Origin of the sequence: Bacteroides sp. OF04-15BH (genome assembly GCF_003477995.1) — a bacterium.
In the GTDB taxonomy this organism is placed as follows: domain Bacteria; phylum Bacteroidota; class Bacteroidia; order Bacteroidales; family Bacteroidaceae; genus Paraprevotella.
In genome coordinates this window covers 16,551-31,019 of the sequence record NZ_QUEM01000036.1, presented here as the reverse complement: position 1 = coordinate 31,019, position 14,469 = coordinate 16,551, and the positions used below count along the sequence as shown (strand labels likewise).

General features: G+C 50.2%; 16 protein-coding genes. 4 read left to right on the top strand and 12 right to left on the bottom strand.

Features of this window, described 5'->3' with window-relative positions:
• Positions 1-141: 141 nt before the first annotated feature.
• The 4 genes from DXA74_RS16355 to DXA74_RS13580 all read left to right on the top strand — a co-directional run bounded on the left by DXA74_RS16355 (position 142) and on the right by DXA74_RS13580 (position 2,843).
• Positions 142-432, top strand: a complete 291-nt coding sequence (locus DXA74_RS16355; RefSeq protein ID WP_118528477.1) for a hypothetical protein — start codon at positions 142-144, stop codon at positions 430-432.
• A 56-nt stretch (positions 433-488) separates the two neighbouring features.
• Positions 489-1,004, top strand: a complete 516-nt coding sequence (locus DXA74_RS13590; RefSeq protein WP_118528475.1) for a DUF4252 domain-containing protein — start codon at positions 489-491, stop codon at positions 1,002-1,004.
• 64 nt (positions 1,005-1,068) lie between these two features.
• Positions 1,069-1,638 carry a Crp/Fnr family transcriptional regulator gene (locus DXA74_RS13585; protein ID WP_118528473.1) on the top strand — a complete coding sequence of 190 codons (570 nt, stop codon included), beginning with the start codon at positions 1,069-1,071 and terminating at the stop codon, positions 1,636-1,638.
• 65 nt (positions 1,639-1,703) lie between these two features.
• Positions 1,704-2,843, top strand: coding sequence for an acyltransferase (locus DXA74_RS13580; RefSeq protein WP_233550560.1), 1,140 nt, complete (start codon positions 1,704-1,706; stop codon positions 2,841-2,843).
• Between the two features lie 112 nt (positions 2,844-2,955).
• On the opposite strand, the gene DXA74_RS13575 is transcribed toward DXA74_RS13580, so the two are convergent.
• The 12 genes from DXA74_RS13575 to DXA74_RS13515 form a co-directional block, all read right to left on the bottom strand.
• On the bottom strand, positions 2,956-4,374 hold the full coding sequence (locus DXA74_RS13575; protein WP_118528471.1) for an NADH-quinone oxidoreductase subunit N: 1,419 nt from the start codon (positions 4,372-4,374) through the stop codon (positions 2,956-2,958).
• Positions 4,375-4,380: 6 nt separating this feature from the next.
• Positions 4,381-5,862: a NuoM family protein gene (locus DXA74_RS13570; RefSeq protein ID WP_118528469.1), complete on the bottom strand. Its 1,482-nt coding sequence runs from the start codon at positions 5,860-5,862 to the stop codon at positions 4,381-4,383.
• Entirely contained in the window at positions 5,859-7,748 is a 1,890-nt protein-coding gene (gene nuoL / locus DXA74_RS13565) for an NADH-quinone oxidoreductase subunit L (RefSeq protein WP_118528467.1), read from the bottom strand. Before nuoL ends, DXA74_RS13570 begins: the two co-directional genes overlap by 4 nt.
• A gap of 30 nt (positions 7,749-7,778) precedes the next feature.
• Positions 7,779-8,090 (bottom strand): NADH-quinone oxidoreductase subunit NuoK, encoded by a 312-nt coding sequence (nuoK, locus tag DXA74_RS13560; protein ID WP_118528465.1) that lies wholly within the window; start codon positions 8,088-8,090, stop codon positions 7,779-7,781.
• Between the two features lie 18 nt (positions 8,091-8,108).
• A complete protein-coding gene (locus DXA74_RS13555; RefSeq protein ID WP_118528463.1) occupies positions 8,109-8,624 on the bottom strand; it encodes an NADH-quinone oxidoreductase subunit J in 516 nt (171 codons plus the stop codon).
• A 5-nt stretch (positions 8,625-8,629) separates the two neighbouring features.
• The gene (locus tag DXA74_RS13550; RefSeq protein WP_118528461.1) at positions 8,630-9,103 is read right to left on the bottom strand and encodes a 4Fe-4S binding protein; all 474 of its coding nucleotides are present in this window, start codon (positions 9,101-9,103) and stop codon (positions 8,630-8,632) included.
• A 14-nt stretch (positions 9,104-9,117) separates the two neighbouring features.
• The gene (gene nuoH, locus DXA74_RS13545) at positions 9,118-10,221 is read right to left on the bottom strand and encodes an NADH-quinone oxidoreductase subunit NuoH (RefSeq protein ID WP_118528459.1); all 1,104 of its coding nucleotides are present in this window, start codon (positions 10,219-10,221) and stop codon (positions 9,118-9,120) included.
• A gap of 18 nt (positions 10,222-10,239) precedes the next feature.
• Positions 10,240-11,859, bottom strand: a complete 1,620-nt coding sequence (locus tag DXA74_RS13540) for an NADH-quinone oxidoreductase subunit D (protein ID WP_118528457.1) — start codon at positions 11,857-11,859, stop codon at positions 10,240-10,242.
• Positions 11,860-11,865: 6 nt separating this feature from the next.
• Positions 11,866-12,468, bottom strand: coding sequence for an NADH-quinone oxidoreductase subunit B (locus DXA74_RS13535; protein WP_118528455.1), 603 nt, complete (start codon positions 12,466-12,468; stop codon positions 11,866-11,868).
• Positions 12,459-12,809 (bottom strand): NADH-quinone oxidoreductase subunit A, encoded by a 351-nt coding sequence (locus tag DXA74_RS13530; RefSeq protein ID WP_118528453.1) that lies wholly within the window; start codon positions 12,807-12,809, stop codon positions 12,459-12,461. Before DXA74_RS13530 ends, DXA74_RS13535 begins: the two co-directional genes overlap by 10 nt.
• 95 nt (positions 12,810-12,904) lie before the next feature.
• A complete protein-coding gene (locus DXA74_RS13525; RefSeq protein ID WP_147401126.1) occupies positions 12,905-13,306 on the bottom strand; it encodes a hypothetical protein in 402 nt (133 codons plus the stop codon).
• A gap of 190 nt (positions 13,307-13,496) precedes the next feature.
• A complete protein-coding gene (locus tag DXA74_RS13515) occupies positions 13,497-14,369 on the bottom strand; it encodes a hypothetical protein (RefSeq protein ID WP_118528447.1) in 873 nt (290 codons plus the stop codon).
• Positions 14,370-14,469: the final 100 nt, after the last annotated feature.

Genomic DNA, 14,469 nt, shown 5'->3' with positions numbered 1-14,469 from the left:
AGGGTTAAGTATGCGCTAAATTAATTCCGCCAACGGGTTATCTAAACTTTTATTTTATCCGTGTTTCCATATTTTACTGACGGGACAGTAATCTATTACCGACAGCACAATAATTCATAACCGACAGGACGATTATGAAAAATGAACTACAAGAAACAAAGCAATCACCTGCTTTCCGTGGCTATCCAAACGAAAGCTAATGACGATAACAGTCTGCGCCTATCCGGAAAACCTTACGACAGCCGGAATTGGCAAACAGAAATCAAAAGTATAAGGAAATCCTCAAAGATAAAAAAATGGTTGGAAGTTTTACTTTTTTTAATCTTTCATTCTCTAGAAAACTCAAAATCTGTTCTGACAGCAACCTCTTCACTTTACTCATTTTTCAAGAAAATGAGTTTTCAAAAAACATATCCATTCATTGTTTATTAAAAGAATGTTTTCTATTTTTGTAGATATACAACAAACGAGCTAAACTAAAACCTATCATGAAAAAGATTGCATTTTTTGTCTGCGCTCTGGTTGCTTCACTGACCGCACAGGCGCAGAGTGAACTTTATAACAAGATGTCTCAGGTATCGGGCGTTGAATCTTTCTATTACACACAGGATATGATACGCAATACCGATTGGAAGAGCATTGATAATCCAGACATCAATCTTTCCAGTCTGTTCTGGGGACGCGTAAACTCTCTGGAGTATCTTTCAGCCACAAAAGGCAGAGCCATCCGTAAACTGAGAAAGGCTCAGGAAGAGAGACTGGAGGAGGAACAGAAAGACTCTTGGGTAGAAAGCCGAAGCGCACAAGGAATTGTCCGGGAAAAGATTCTAGGATCGGACAATAAGGTCCTGATGCAAATCAATAAAGGCGACCGAAAGATATCGGTCTATAAAAAAGGAAGCCGCGACTATACCTTAGTCTACGACAACAAGGACCGCTATACACTGATCCGTATGCAGGCAGACATCCCGCAGTACCAACTGAAAGAGATTTTCATCCAATAGTCCGTACTGACAGCCAACTTCAAAACAAAAGTGTGACCCAAAAGCATAAAAGCATGGAAAATGCATGGAATTTACAAATATAAGCCGTAAAATCAAAGGCTATTATCCCGTATCAGACAAGTCTCTTTCCGAATTATACGGACACTTGACCGAACATCGTTTCCCTCCCAAATATCCCGTAATCCAGGCGGGGATCATAGACCGCAAGGTATATTTCATCGAAGAAGGGCTGACCCGCTCTTATTGCATCATCAACGGACAGGAGCACACCACCTGGTTCTCGGGAGAGGGAGACATTACTTTCGGCTTGCTTTGTCTGTATCACAACAAGGCCGGATTTGAATTTGTAGAAACTGTGGAAAATACAAGGGCCTATTCCATACCCATACAGGTATTGAACCATTTGTATGAACAAAATGTAGAACTGGCCAATTGGGGGCGTGTCGTCCATCAGGAATGCCTCCTGGCCTTGCAGTGTACCCGAATAGACCGCCTCACACTCTCCGCAAAAGAAAGATATGAGAAGTTTATGAAGACATTTCCCGATGTGTGTCATCGCCTTCAGCTAGGACACATTGCTTCTTTTCTGGGTATGTCACCCTCCACATTAAGCAGAATCCGAGCAGAATATTGATTCATTTTTTGACTTAAATCAAAAAACAAGAAAAAATCGGAACATAACTTTGCCACAAAAAAGCTATGGAAAATATGACCTGCTCCAAACAAAACTCCAGAATCGTCTGGATGGATTTGCTCAAAGGAATCGCCATTTTTATGATGATTGCCGTACACTGCACCGACAATGTCACTCCCGCAGAACGCTCCGAACCTTGGTACAACCTGTGGGGAAGTCTCTACGGTTCGGTCATGCGACCGGCTATTCCGCTCTTTGTAATGGTAACCGGAGCACTACTCCTGCCTGTACGGGAAAATCTGCGGACTTTCTATGGAAAAAGACTCTCCAGACTGATCGTACCTTTTCTGATCTGGTCTGTGTTCTACAATCTTTTCCCATGGTTCACCGGCCTTTTGGGGCTCTCACCCGAAATCATCAACGACTTCTTTGTCTGGGCCGTGCCTTCGCAGGAATTTCAAGACGCGTGGCATAACATCCTGATGATTCCCTTTAATTTTTCAGCCTTCGCCGTACAGATGTGGTATGTTTATCTCCTTATCGGACTGTATCTGTATATGCCTGTGTTTTCGGCATGGATCCGGCAGTCCTCTGCAAAAGAGCAGCAGTTCTTTCTGGCTCTCTGGTTCGTATCGCTCTTTATCCCTTATCTGCGGCAATATCTTACCCACGATCTTTGGGGCACATGTTCCTGGAACGAATTCCACATGCTCTACTACTTTGCCGGATTCAACGGTTATCTGTTGCTCGGACATTACCTGACTCAAAATCCGATATCCTGCAAGAAAAGTACATTGGTCTTTTGGGGAGCGTGTTCTTTTGTCATAGGATTCTGCATCACGTTTTTCGGGTTCAAAAGCGTGACAAGCATACCCGGACAATCGGCAGAAATGACAGAACTGTTCTATACATACTGCTCTCCCAACGTACTGCTGATGAGTCTACCCATATTCCTGGGAGTACAAAAACTGGAGATTCGCTCGGACAGAATGAAAAGTACGCTTCGCAGCATTTCCACATCCACGTTAGGTATCTGGATGTCGCACTATCTGTTTCTGGGGCCCTGCTATCATCTCATCGCTTCATGGCCACTGCACACGATGGTCAAAATGCTCCTCTGCTCCATTCTGTTATTGGGAATTACATGGGGATTTGTCGTGATGGTGCGCCGTAGCGGACGCATGGGCAAATGGCTGATGGGATAATTCCGGGTACAGAACAAGTTTCTGAAGAACAAGGTATCTAAAACAAAAAGAGTTGTATCAGTATCTCAAGTGAGAAATTGATACAACTCTTTTTGTTTCTTCTTATCAAAGATTACAGCCCGGCCACATGTTGCAGCAGCTCATACACTCCACTGCACAGACCCAGCACCACGATGCCGGCCACACAAACAGTCAGACAAACGGTACTCAGCGGACCGCTCTTGAAGGTCGGTACAGGAGAGTCGTTCGGGGTGATATACATGGCCTTCACGATGAGCAGATAGTAGTACAGCGAGATAATGGTGTTGACCAACGCCAGGAATACCACCAGATAATAGCCCTGATGGAAGGCGGAAGCAAATACAAAAAACTTGCTGAAGAATCCGGCAAACGGCGGGATACCGGCCAGTGAGAACAGGGCCAGTGTCATGACCAGCGTCAGACGCGGATTGGTCTTGTAAAGTCCGTTGTAGGCCTCGCGGTCTACCAGTCCGCCGGTGTGCTGCTCCACATTGGTGATCACTCCGAACACGGCCAGGTTGGCTACGATATAGACCACGATGTAATAAACCAGGGAAGCCATTCCCTGCTCGTCGCCCGCCAGCACAGCCAGCATGATGTAACCGGCCTGCGAGATACTACTGTAGGCCATGAAGCGCTTCAAGTCGCTCTGCAGGATGGCAAAGAGGTTGGCCACGGTGATGGTCACCACAATCACCACACTCAGCAGCAGACTCCAGTCCTCTACCATAGGACCGAACACGCGCAGCAGGATGTTCATCAGCGCAAAGGCTGCGGCTCCTTTTGAAATGACAGACAGGTAGGCACTGATTGGAGTAGGCGCTCCCTGATAGGTATCGGGGGTCCACATGTGGAAAGGCACCAGGCTCAACTTAAAGCCCAGTCCGGCAAAGAAGAACACCATGGCCATAATCTGAAGCGGAGTGCCGGTCAAGGCATTCTCGATGTCGGCAAAGTACATGGTGCCCACAGTACCGTAGATGAGCGAAAGACCGTAGAGCATCAGTCCGGAAGAGAACATGGCGCTCATGATAAATTTGGCTCCCGCCTCGGCGCTGTGGTGCTTGTATTTGTCAAAAGCCACCAGACAGGCCATCGGGATGCTGGCCAGTTCCAGACCGACATAGAACATGAGGAAACTGCCGGCGCTCACCATGAAATACATACCCAACAGGGTACTGAACGTGAGCAGATAGAACTCGCCGGCCTTGTGACGTGTGTCCTCGCGGCGAATCCACGGACCGGCCTGAAGAATCACGAGCAGAGTACCCACCGTGAGAATGGTCTTCACCACGGAAGCCATCGGAGTGGAATGATACATGCCACCGAACAGCACCTCATCGGAAATCGTCAGATTCGCTGCGATGTGCACCACCAGCAGTCCGAAAGCCATAAACTGAAGGATGCGGTGGTTGGGCTGCCGGATAATCAGGTCGCCTAAAAGAAGGATGATGATAATGAACGAAAGCATCACCTCCGGCTGCATATGTAAGATAGTTGCTAAATCCATTTTCTTTTAAGGTATGATTTGTGAAATAATCGGTTCTACACTCTCACTGATCACGTTGCTCACCCAATATGGGGCCAGACCGAGGCCAGCAACGCAAACCACCAGACAGATCACGGCAAAGCGCTCGTCCCAGGTGGCATCGGTCAGCTTCAGATGCTCCGGATTCTTGCAGGTGCCGTACAGGATCTTTCCGACCACACGCAGGATATACACGGCAGTGATGACAATACTCATCGTGGCGACGATGGTACATACGCGGTGGAACAGGTCAGCATTCTGGAAGGAACCGACAAACACGGTCATCTCGGCTACGAAACCGCTCAGACCCGGCAATCCCAAGTTGGCCAGACCGGCAATGACATAACCCACTGCCAGGAACGGCATGATCTTCATCAGTCCGTTCAGCTGACGCACGTCACGGGTGTGCGTACGGCCGTAGATCATACCGATGAGGGCGAAGAACAGGGCGGTCATCAATCCGTGGCTCAGCATTTGCAGGATGGCTCCGGCGCAGCTCACACGGGTCATCATCAGCAGGGCGAAGAGCACCAGACCACAGTGACTCACAGATGAGTAGGCATTGATGTATTTCAGGTCGGTCTGCACCACGGCACTGAAGGCACCGTAAACCACGGAAATGGTAGTCAGTACCAGGAAGAAGTCTCCCCAGATGGCAGCTCCTTCAGGCATCAGATACATGGCGATACGGAAACAGCCGTAGCCTCCCAGTTTCATCAATACTCCGGCATGGAGCATGGATACGGCTGTCGGCGCGGAAGCATGACCGTCGGGGCTCCAGGTGTGGAAGGGGAACAAGGCACCCAGCACACCGAATCCCACAAAGATCATCGGGAAGAAGATGCGCTGCATTTCTGTCGGGATGTGCAGCTTCACCAGTTCCAGCAGGTTCATGGTGGTAGCTCCGGAACCGTAGTAGATACCGAGAATACCCATCAGCAGGAAGGCGGAACCGCCCATCAGCATCAGCGTCAGTTTCATGGCGGCATATTCTTTCTTTCCGCTACCCCACACACCGATGAGCAGATACATCGGAATCAGGGCCACTTCATAGAACATGAACATGGTAAAGAGATCGGTAGAGATGAAGAATCCGAACACTCCGATACTCAAAAGGGTGAACCAAAGGAAATATTCCTTGGTCATCGGCTGGATCTTCCAGGAAGCAAAGGTTCCCGTAAACACGATGATGGCACTCAGAAGAAGCATCACCACCGAAATACCGTCTACGCCTACCGAATAGCAGATGTTCAGGGGAGCATACCAGCTGATGCTGTCGGTAAAGAGCATCTCCTGGGTGTTTCCGCCCTGACGCACGGTCACATAGGTATAGGTCAGCCAGGCGGCCAGAAGGAGCAGTGCGGACGAACCGCAGACCATCACTCCGCGAACCTGGTTCACGCTGCGGCTGATCCAGAGACCGAGCAGCATGAGCAGGGGTATCAATACAAAAAGACTTAATATATTCATACGAGTAACAGCATAAGAGTTAATACAACAATTCCGCCCAGGAACCACAGGGTGTAGGTCTGGATGCGACCGTTCTGCAACGGCTGTACCTCTTCTCCCAAGGCATTGGTAGCCCAAGCCAGGAAGTTCAGGAACTGGTCAATGACATGACGGTCAAACCAGGCAAGCGGAGTAGATACGCAGCGGAAAATAATCTTTTTGGTCACGAAGAGCCACAGCTCGTCCATGTAGAAACGCTTGTAGGCGGCACGGTGCAGCTTCGGGAAGGTGCGCTGCAGGGCATCGGCCACAGGCTGCTCCTCGCGGAGATACATCCAGGTGGCCAGGGCAATGGCAATCAGAGCCACGACAATGCTGGTACCGGCCACACTCCAGTCGAGGTGGATGTCGTAAGAGGTTCCGTTGGAAGAAACGAAATGTCCGAAAGGAATGAATCCGGCCACACAGGTGATGGCTGCCAGAATCATCAGCGGCAGGGTCATGGTGAGCGGACTTTCATGCGGCGTGTGGGCAGCATGCAGTTCCTTGTTTTCCTTGCCCCAGAAGATGCAGTAGTACAGACGGAACATATAGAAAGAGGTCATACCGGCAATGACGGTCATCACCCATCCGATAACCGGACTGAACGCGAAGCAGGCGGTCAGGATCTCATCTTTGGAGAAGAAACCGGAGAATGGAGGTATACCGGAAATGGCCAGACAGGCAATCAGGAATGTCCAGTGGGTGATAGGCATGTATTTGCGCAAACCTCCCATGGTGCTCATCTCGTTGCTGTGCACGGCATGGATAATGCAACCGGCTCCCAGAAAGAGCAGTGCCTTGAACATGGCGTGTGTAAAGAGGTGGAACATGGAAGCCATATAGCCCAGTCCGCCTTCGTGTGGGTGTGCCGAGGTGCAGACACCCAGAGCCACCATCATGAAACCGATCTGCGAAATGGTAGAGAATGCCAGTACACGCTTGATATCGCTCTGCGCACAGGCTACAGCTGCGGCATAGAAAGCGGTGAAGGCTCCCACATAGGCCACGATGTGGATGGTTTCGGGAGCATAGCCCATATACAACGGGAACATGCGGGCCACCTGATAGACACCGGCCACCACCATGGTTGCGGCATGAATCAGTGCGGACACCGGAGTTGGACCTTCCATGGCATCGGGCAGCCAGATGTGCAACGGGAACATGGCGCTCTTACCGGCACCGCCCACAAACATCAGGCCCAGTGCCCAAGGCAGCATCATGCCTCCCTGCATCAGCATCTGCTGGTCGGGAGTAAAGGTGAAGGTGCCCATGTAGTATCCGTAAATCAGAATACCGATCAGGAAGCCCAAATCGGCAAAACGGGTCACGATAAAGGCTTTCTTTGAAGCGGAAATCGCCTCAGGCTTGGTGTAATAGAAACCGATCAGCAGGTAGGAAGAAACACCCACCAGCTCCCAGAACACATACATCTGGAAGATATTGGTAGCTACCACCAGACCGAGCATGGAGAAGGTAAACAGCGACAGATAGGCATAGTAACGCTGAAAACCGCGCTCTCCCTTCATGTAGCCGAAGGAATAAAGATGCACCATCAGGCTCACGGTGGAGATGACCACCAGCATCATGACCGAAATCGGATCGAGCAGAATGCCCATGTCAATGTGCAGCGTCTCGGTGAAGGGCAGCCAGGTAATATGATAAGGAATCAGTGTGGCATACGTACCGTCGGCCGTACGGGGCGCACTGAAATACTGGTAGGCTGTCAGATAACTGAGCACAGCCACCACACCCAGCACCAGAGTTCCGATAGTGCCGGCCAGCCGGTGCGACATTTTCATGCCGGCCAAAGCCAGAAGCAGGAAGCTCAGAACGGGCAGGGCGAGAATTAATATTGTATATTCCATATTGTTTTTACAATTAACAGTTCAGATTGGTTATCCTTTCAGTTCGTTGATGTCATCGGTCAGCACGTGCTTCACATTGCGGTACACGTTGATGATGATGGCAATGGCCACAGCGGTTTCGGCTGCCGCGATGGCAATGCCGAACAGACTGAAGAAATGACCTTCGAGCGCGTCGGGATACAAATAACGGTTGAACACGGCAAAGTTGATGTTCGTGGCATTGAGAATCAACTCCACGGAAATCAGGATGGCCAGCAGATTCTTGCGGGTGAAGAAACCGTAAATACCGCAGAACAGCATCACGGTGCTGACAATCAGATAGTGTATAACATGTATTTCCATAAATCTGTGTCTTTGTTTTTATTTCTGTTTCCGTGCAATCATGATGGCTCCGATCATACAGGCCAGCAGCAGCACACTCACCACCTCAAACGGCAGTACAAACTGATATTTGTCAGCTCCAATCAGGGCATGGCCGATCTCGGTGGCCGGAAGCTCCACGCCTTGCGGAATGGTAACCAGAGCAAAGTGATTGCTCACGAGCAAGAAGATGACCAGTCCCGCGCCCACCAGACAGGTGAGCAGCACCGTCAGGAACTTGGCCAACGGAATCTTATAGCGCATATTGCGGTCGGACTGGGTGAGCAGAATGGAAAAGACATAAAGCACCACAATACCGCCGGCATAGACAATGAGCTGCACAGCACCCAGATAAGTATATCCCAACATGGAATAGATACCGCCGGTGCCGAAAAGCACGAACAACAGGTAGGTGGCCGAACGGACAATACGACCTGTGGTGACCGCCATCACCGAAAAGAAGATGATGACTGCCGCAACGACATAAAACGCGATGTCTAATAGTGATATGTCCATAATCTTTATTTTTTAGGGGCGCAGGATGAGCCCTCGTTGTTTAACACCATATAAAGTTTCTCTCTCTGGAACACGGCATTCTCAAAATCATTGGAGAAGCGGATGGCGTCGTGCGGACAGGCATTGACGCACAACTGGCAGAACATGCAGGCACCCAGATCGTATTCGTAGCGCACCAGGCGTTTCTTTTTCTTGCCGTCCTCGTCTTCATAGGTTTCGGAAACCACCTTGATGGTGTCATTGGGACATGCCATCTGGCAAATACCGCAGGCCACGCAATGATGATGGTTCTCCTCATCATGCACCATGACCAGACGCGCACGATGGCGCTCGGGAATGTGCAGCGTGGTGTGACGGTTCTCGGGATACTGTTCCGTAACGGGCTTCTGGCAGAACACTTTCATAGAAGTACGCATACCGATGAGCAAGCTTTTCACGCCCTGCACATAGCCCTGAATATATTCACTGAAATTACTCATATCATTCCATCATTTTAGAGGGTTATTCCAAATACGACGCACACGGTCATGATCAGCAGGATCAGCAAAGACAGCGGCATCAGGTATTTCCATTCCAAGGTAAGCACCTGGTCGATACGCAGACGGGGGAAGGTCCAGCGGATCCACATGAGCAGGAATACCACCAGGAAGGTCTTGCCCACAAACCAGATGACACCCGGGATATAGTCCATCACGGCATTGAAACCGTCCAGTCCGGGGAAGTGGAGGGGCATCCATCCGCCCAGGAACAGGGTTACGGCAATACCGCTGGTGATGAACAGGTTCAGGTACTCGGCCAGATAGAAGAATCCGAAGTGCATACCGGAGTACTCGGTGTGGTATCCGGCTGTCAGCTCCTGCTCAGCCTCGGCCAGGTCAAACGGACCACGGTTGGCCTCGGCGTTACCGGCAATCAGATAGACGATAAATGCGGCAACCGCCGGCAGATGTCCCTGAAAGATGTTCCACATGCGGTCCTGACTCATCACAATGTCCTGGATATCCATCGTACCGCTGAGCAGCACCATGGTCAGTACGGTCAGACCGATAGACAGCTCATAACTGATGATCATCGCACCGCTTCGCACGGCTCCGATGATGGTGTACTTGCTGTTACTGCTCCATCCGGCCAACAGAATACCGAGCACTCCGATAGAAGAGGCGGCCAGCACAAAGAAGATTCCGATGTTCATGCGCAAAATCTCGGCACCCTTGTTCCAGGGCAGACACGAGAAGGTGAAGATAGAGGCCAGAATCACCAGGAAAGGAGCCAGATTATAAAGGAAACGGTCGGAACCTTTCAAGGAAATGATTTCCTTGGTCAGGATCTTGAGTACATCGGCCGGCACCTGCAACAGACCGCCTTTTCCGCCGACACGGTTCGGACCGATACGGCACTGGAAACGGGCGCAGACCTTGCGCTCCATATAGATCAGGATAATGGCCAGCACGGCATAAAGCACGATGATGAGCAGTCCCACAGCCAGTCCTTCCAGCAGGATGGCCAGCCACTGGGGCATCACGCCGAGCAGGGCTTCATGAATGGCCATATTGAGGTCCTGTATGTTGTAATAGTCTAAAAACGAATTATTGTTCATAACGTTCGGATTTTTGGGTTATCTGTCAATATCGGGGATTACAAAGTCCATGGTTCCGCCGATGGCTATCAGGTCGGCAATCTTGTTGCCGCGGCAGGCGGTGTCCATGGCATGTACCAGTGGCAGACCGGTAGAACGGTAATGCAGACGGTAAGGAGTCTTGTCGCCATGACTTTCGAGCATCACGCCAAACTCGCCACGACTGGTCTCGACCGATGCCGAGAAGTTGCCTTCCGGCAGTTTGATAATCGGTTTGGTCTTGAGGCGTGTCTCTCCCTCAGGGATATTGTCGATAAGCTGCTCGATGATGTGGCAGGACTCCATGATCTCGTCCATACGTACCATATAGCGGGCAAAGCTGTCACCTTCGGTGTAGAGCACTTCCTTGAAGTCCACTTCACCGTAAAGGGCATACGGATGGTGCTTGCGCACATCGTTGGCCCATCCGGCGGCACGACCGGTTCCTCCGGTTGCTCCCAGCGAAATGGCCTGCTCGCGGGTGAGGATACCCACACCTTTCAAACGGGTTGTAGCAATCACATTGCCGGTGAAGATATTATGATAATCCTTGATGACGGAGCGCAAATGCTTGATAAACTCCTTCACCTTCTGCTGGAAGGTGGGATGAATGTCGGCCTGCACACCGCCGATGACGTTGTAGTTCTGGATCAGACGTCCTCCGGTGGTTTCCTCGAAAATGTCGAGAATCATCTCTCTTTCACGGAATCCGTAGAAGAAAGGAGTCAGTCCGCCCATATCCATCACCAGACAGGAGTAGAACAACAGGTGTGAATCGATACGCTGCAACTCGTCCATGATGGTACGGATGTACTGCACACGACGGCTTACCTCCAGTCCCATAGCCTGCTCGATACACATACACAGTGCATGGCGGTTCTGGTGGGCACTCAGGTAATCCAGACGGTCGGTCAGCGCCAGAGTCTGCGGATAAGTCAGGCTCTCGTTCATCTTCTCGATGCCACGATGGATATATCCCAGGATCGGGTCGATGCGGCTGATGGTTTCACCGTCGAGCGAGGTACGCATACGAAGCACACCGTGGGTTGACGGATGCTGCGGACCGATATTTACTACAAAGTCTTTCTGGTCGAACAGGATATTGCGGTGTCCCTCCACCGTGCCGTCGGGCTTGAGGTAATATTCCACGGTGTCGTCGGCGTTCTCCTCGTTCTCCATGTTCAGCGGATTGGAATCCATGTCGTAATCCTTGCGCAGGGGATAGCCTTTCCAGTCCTCGCGCAGGAAGATGCGGCGCATGTCGGGGTTACCGATAAAACGGATGCCGAAGAAGTCGTAGATCTCACGCTCCTTGATCTCGGCGGTGCGCCACAAATGGCATACGCTGGGCAACCAGGCCTCATCACGATCGCGGGCAACGGTTTTCAGTACCACGCGGCCATAGGTCTTGCTGCTCTCCAGATAATAAAGCGCACCGAGTCCCTCGCTCCAGTCCATTCCCACGATGTCGCGCAGATAGTCCATCGGCTCCTGTTCGTCCTTACGGAGCGCCTCGGCCACTGCCGCCAGACGGTCGGAAGGCACCGTCACGATGGTATCGCCCGAAGTGCTGACCTGCGCCTCGGGACAAATCTTCTGTATTTTTTCTATAACTGTCATCTTGTCTTAGTCGTTTGAGTCCATATCCTTAGGCTTCTTTTCCTGACGGTTCACACCGCCCAGGAACTTCTGCACCTTGATTTTACGCTGCAACTGCATCATGCCGTAGTAGAAAGCTTCGGGGCGCGGAGGGCATCCCGGAATATACACATCCACCGGCACTATCTGGTCGATACCGTTCACCACGTGATAGGATTTGCGGAACGGACCGCCGCTGATGGTACAGCCACCTACAGCCACCACGTATTTCGGCTCGGCCATCTGGTCGTAGAGTCGGCGCAACACCGGAGCCATCTTATAGGTAATGGTTCCGAGCACCATAATCATATCGGCCTGACGGGGAGAGTTACGGGTCACCTCAAAACCGAAGCGGGCCATGTCATAGCGTGCAGCTCCCAGAGCCATGAACTCGATGGCGCAACAGCTCGTTCCGAAGGTGAGTGACCACAGCGAATTGCTCCGGCCCCAGTTGATCAGATCGTCCACCGATCCGAGAATGATGCCGGCTCCGTCGCGATTCAGATCGCGTACCATCTGTTCCAGATAATCATTGTTCTTGAACTCGTCATACTGCATGGAGCGTATGGCCGTCTTTTTCTTTATTTCCATTCCAACGCTCCTTTCCGCCAGGCGTATGCCAGGCCTAAAATCAATACCAACAGGAAGAAGGCGATGCTGATGAGTCCGTAGGCACCGACTTCCTGAACCACAACGGCCCAAGGAAACAGGAACACGGTCTCAATGTCGAACATCAAAAACAGAATGGCAAAGAGATAATAGCCCACACGGAACTGAACCCATGAACGTCCGCGCGTAGGAATACCGCACTCATAGGGCTCCGCTTTCTGTTTGTTGTACGACTTCGGACCAATCAGATTGGCCACGGTCATGGCCAGCACAACCAAAGCTACAGCCGTGAGAATCACGACAATCAAAAAAGTAAAAAACATAAAAATAAGATTTTATAGATATACAAAACATCCCATTCCGCCGCATATAGGAATTTACGACGGAATCACTCCTGAAAAACAAATACTGAAAACAATCAAATCAGGATTTTTCGAAGCGTATATACGTAGTAGTCCACCACCCGATCACAGAGCGGAGGTTCATAAAGACGGAAAAGATTCTCTTTCCGGTCCGAAATAAAATGATGATTCTGTAAGGAAGTCAAAAAGAACTTGCCCGCCTTCCAGTCCTTACACTGGCTGACATCCCACCCTGCTGTGGAAGCCGGCTGGGCATAATTGTTGGCAAGGATATGGCGGATGCCTTTCTCATAATCAGAAAGGGGAGCCGACCAGGAGGTCTGTTCGCGCTCGGGTTTATTAAAACGGACCACTGCTTCCTGGCGTTCCGGATTCTCCGGAGCGTAACTCATATAGCCTGATACCTGAAGTAGGAGGAACAACATGAGCGCCATCATTGCAGTAAACCATTTGCCCATCAGCACTCGCCATTTTCTAAAAACGCTGCAAAGATAGTGATTTTTTTTAAAAGCGTACCGCTTTCATTTGGCGGAATTCGGAAATACGGCACCCTGAGGCCGGATAAAGTTCCGTTTTGAAAGAAAAAGAATACAAAAATCCCGGCTATTCTTTTTCCAGAAAGCCGGGACCAGAAACTCCTATGAATCATTAGTTTTTGTCTACACCAAAGAAAATGCCTCTCCAACCCTGATAAACAAGCACAAGTCCTACCAAGGAGATGAACGCAGATACCGCTGTTCCCAACAGAGGAATGATACTGATGACCGTTCCCACAAGCAGAATAATCATACTGGTACGCAACCGGCCTGCACCGATGCGTCCTTCTTCACCGATAGCAGTCGAACGCTTCATCGCTCCGTAACCGACAAACTCCAGAATGAATGCAATAATCAGCAGGATACCCGATATGATGGAACCCAACAGAGGAATCCATCCAAAAATAATGGCAATCAGATTCAGAACCAAAGCGATTTTGAGTCGTGATATGCCCACAGCTCCTTCAGCATCCAAGGACTGACGCAATTTTCCCAGCCCCATCCAGAACATAATGACTCCGACGAAAGCGAGAATTCCATGAATGGTAGAATCGCCGATGCCCTCATAAAGGCGCAACAGGATGGAAAGCAGAATCATGTAGGCTCCTTGAGCCCCGATACTGTTCCAGTTCACCTGCAAGCATCCCTTTCCCATGAAAAAGGCAATCATCAGAAGAATGATGCTGATAATGTCTGACCAGACAGGCATATCCATAAACAGAGACAAAATGGCCAAAAGCAATCCGACTCCCGACACAATCAGATAAGGACGCGACAACGAGTTGTCTGCGCTGTAAAAAGCATACAGGGCCATGCCACTTCCTATAATACCGACAATGTGACAAATCAGAACCGGAACATCCAGAGACGACACCTCAAAAAACGAACTGACCAAAGAAGTCATATCCGGAATCAAAGCACAAGATAACAGCAACAAAGAAAACTGCATCTGCAAAAACATCTGTTTTTTCTTTCTGTCTTCCATAACCCAAAAATTTAAATGAAACAAAAAGCAATTCTATTCCGCTTGTAGCCAGAAGATGCTACAAACTCTTATCATGTGCAAAAATATAAAAAACAAGATA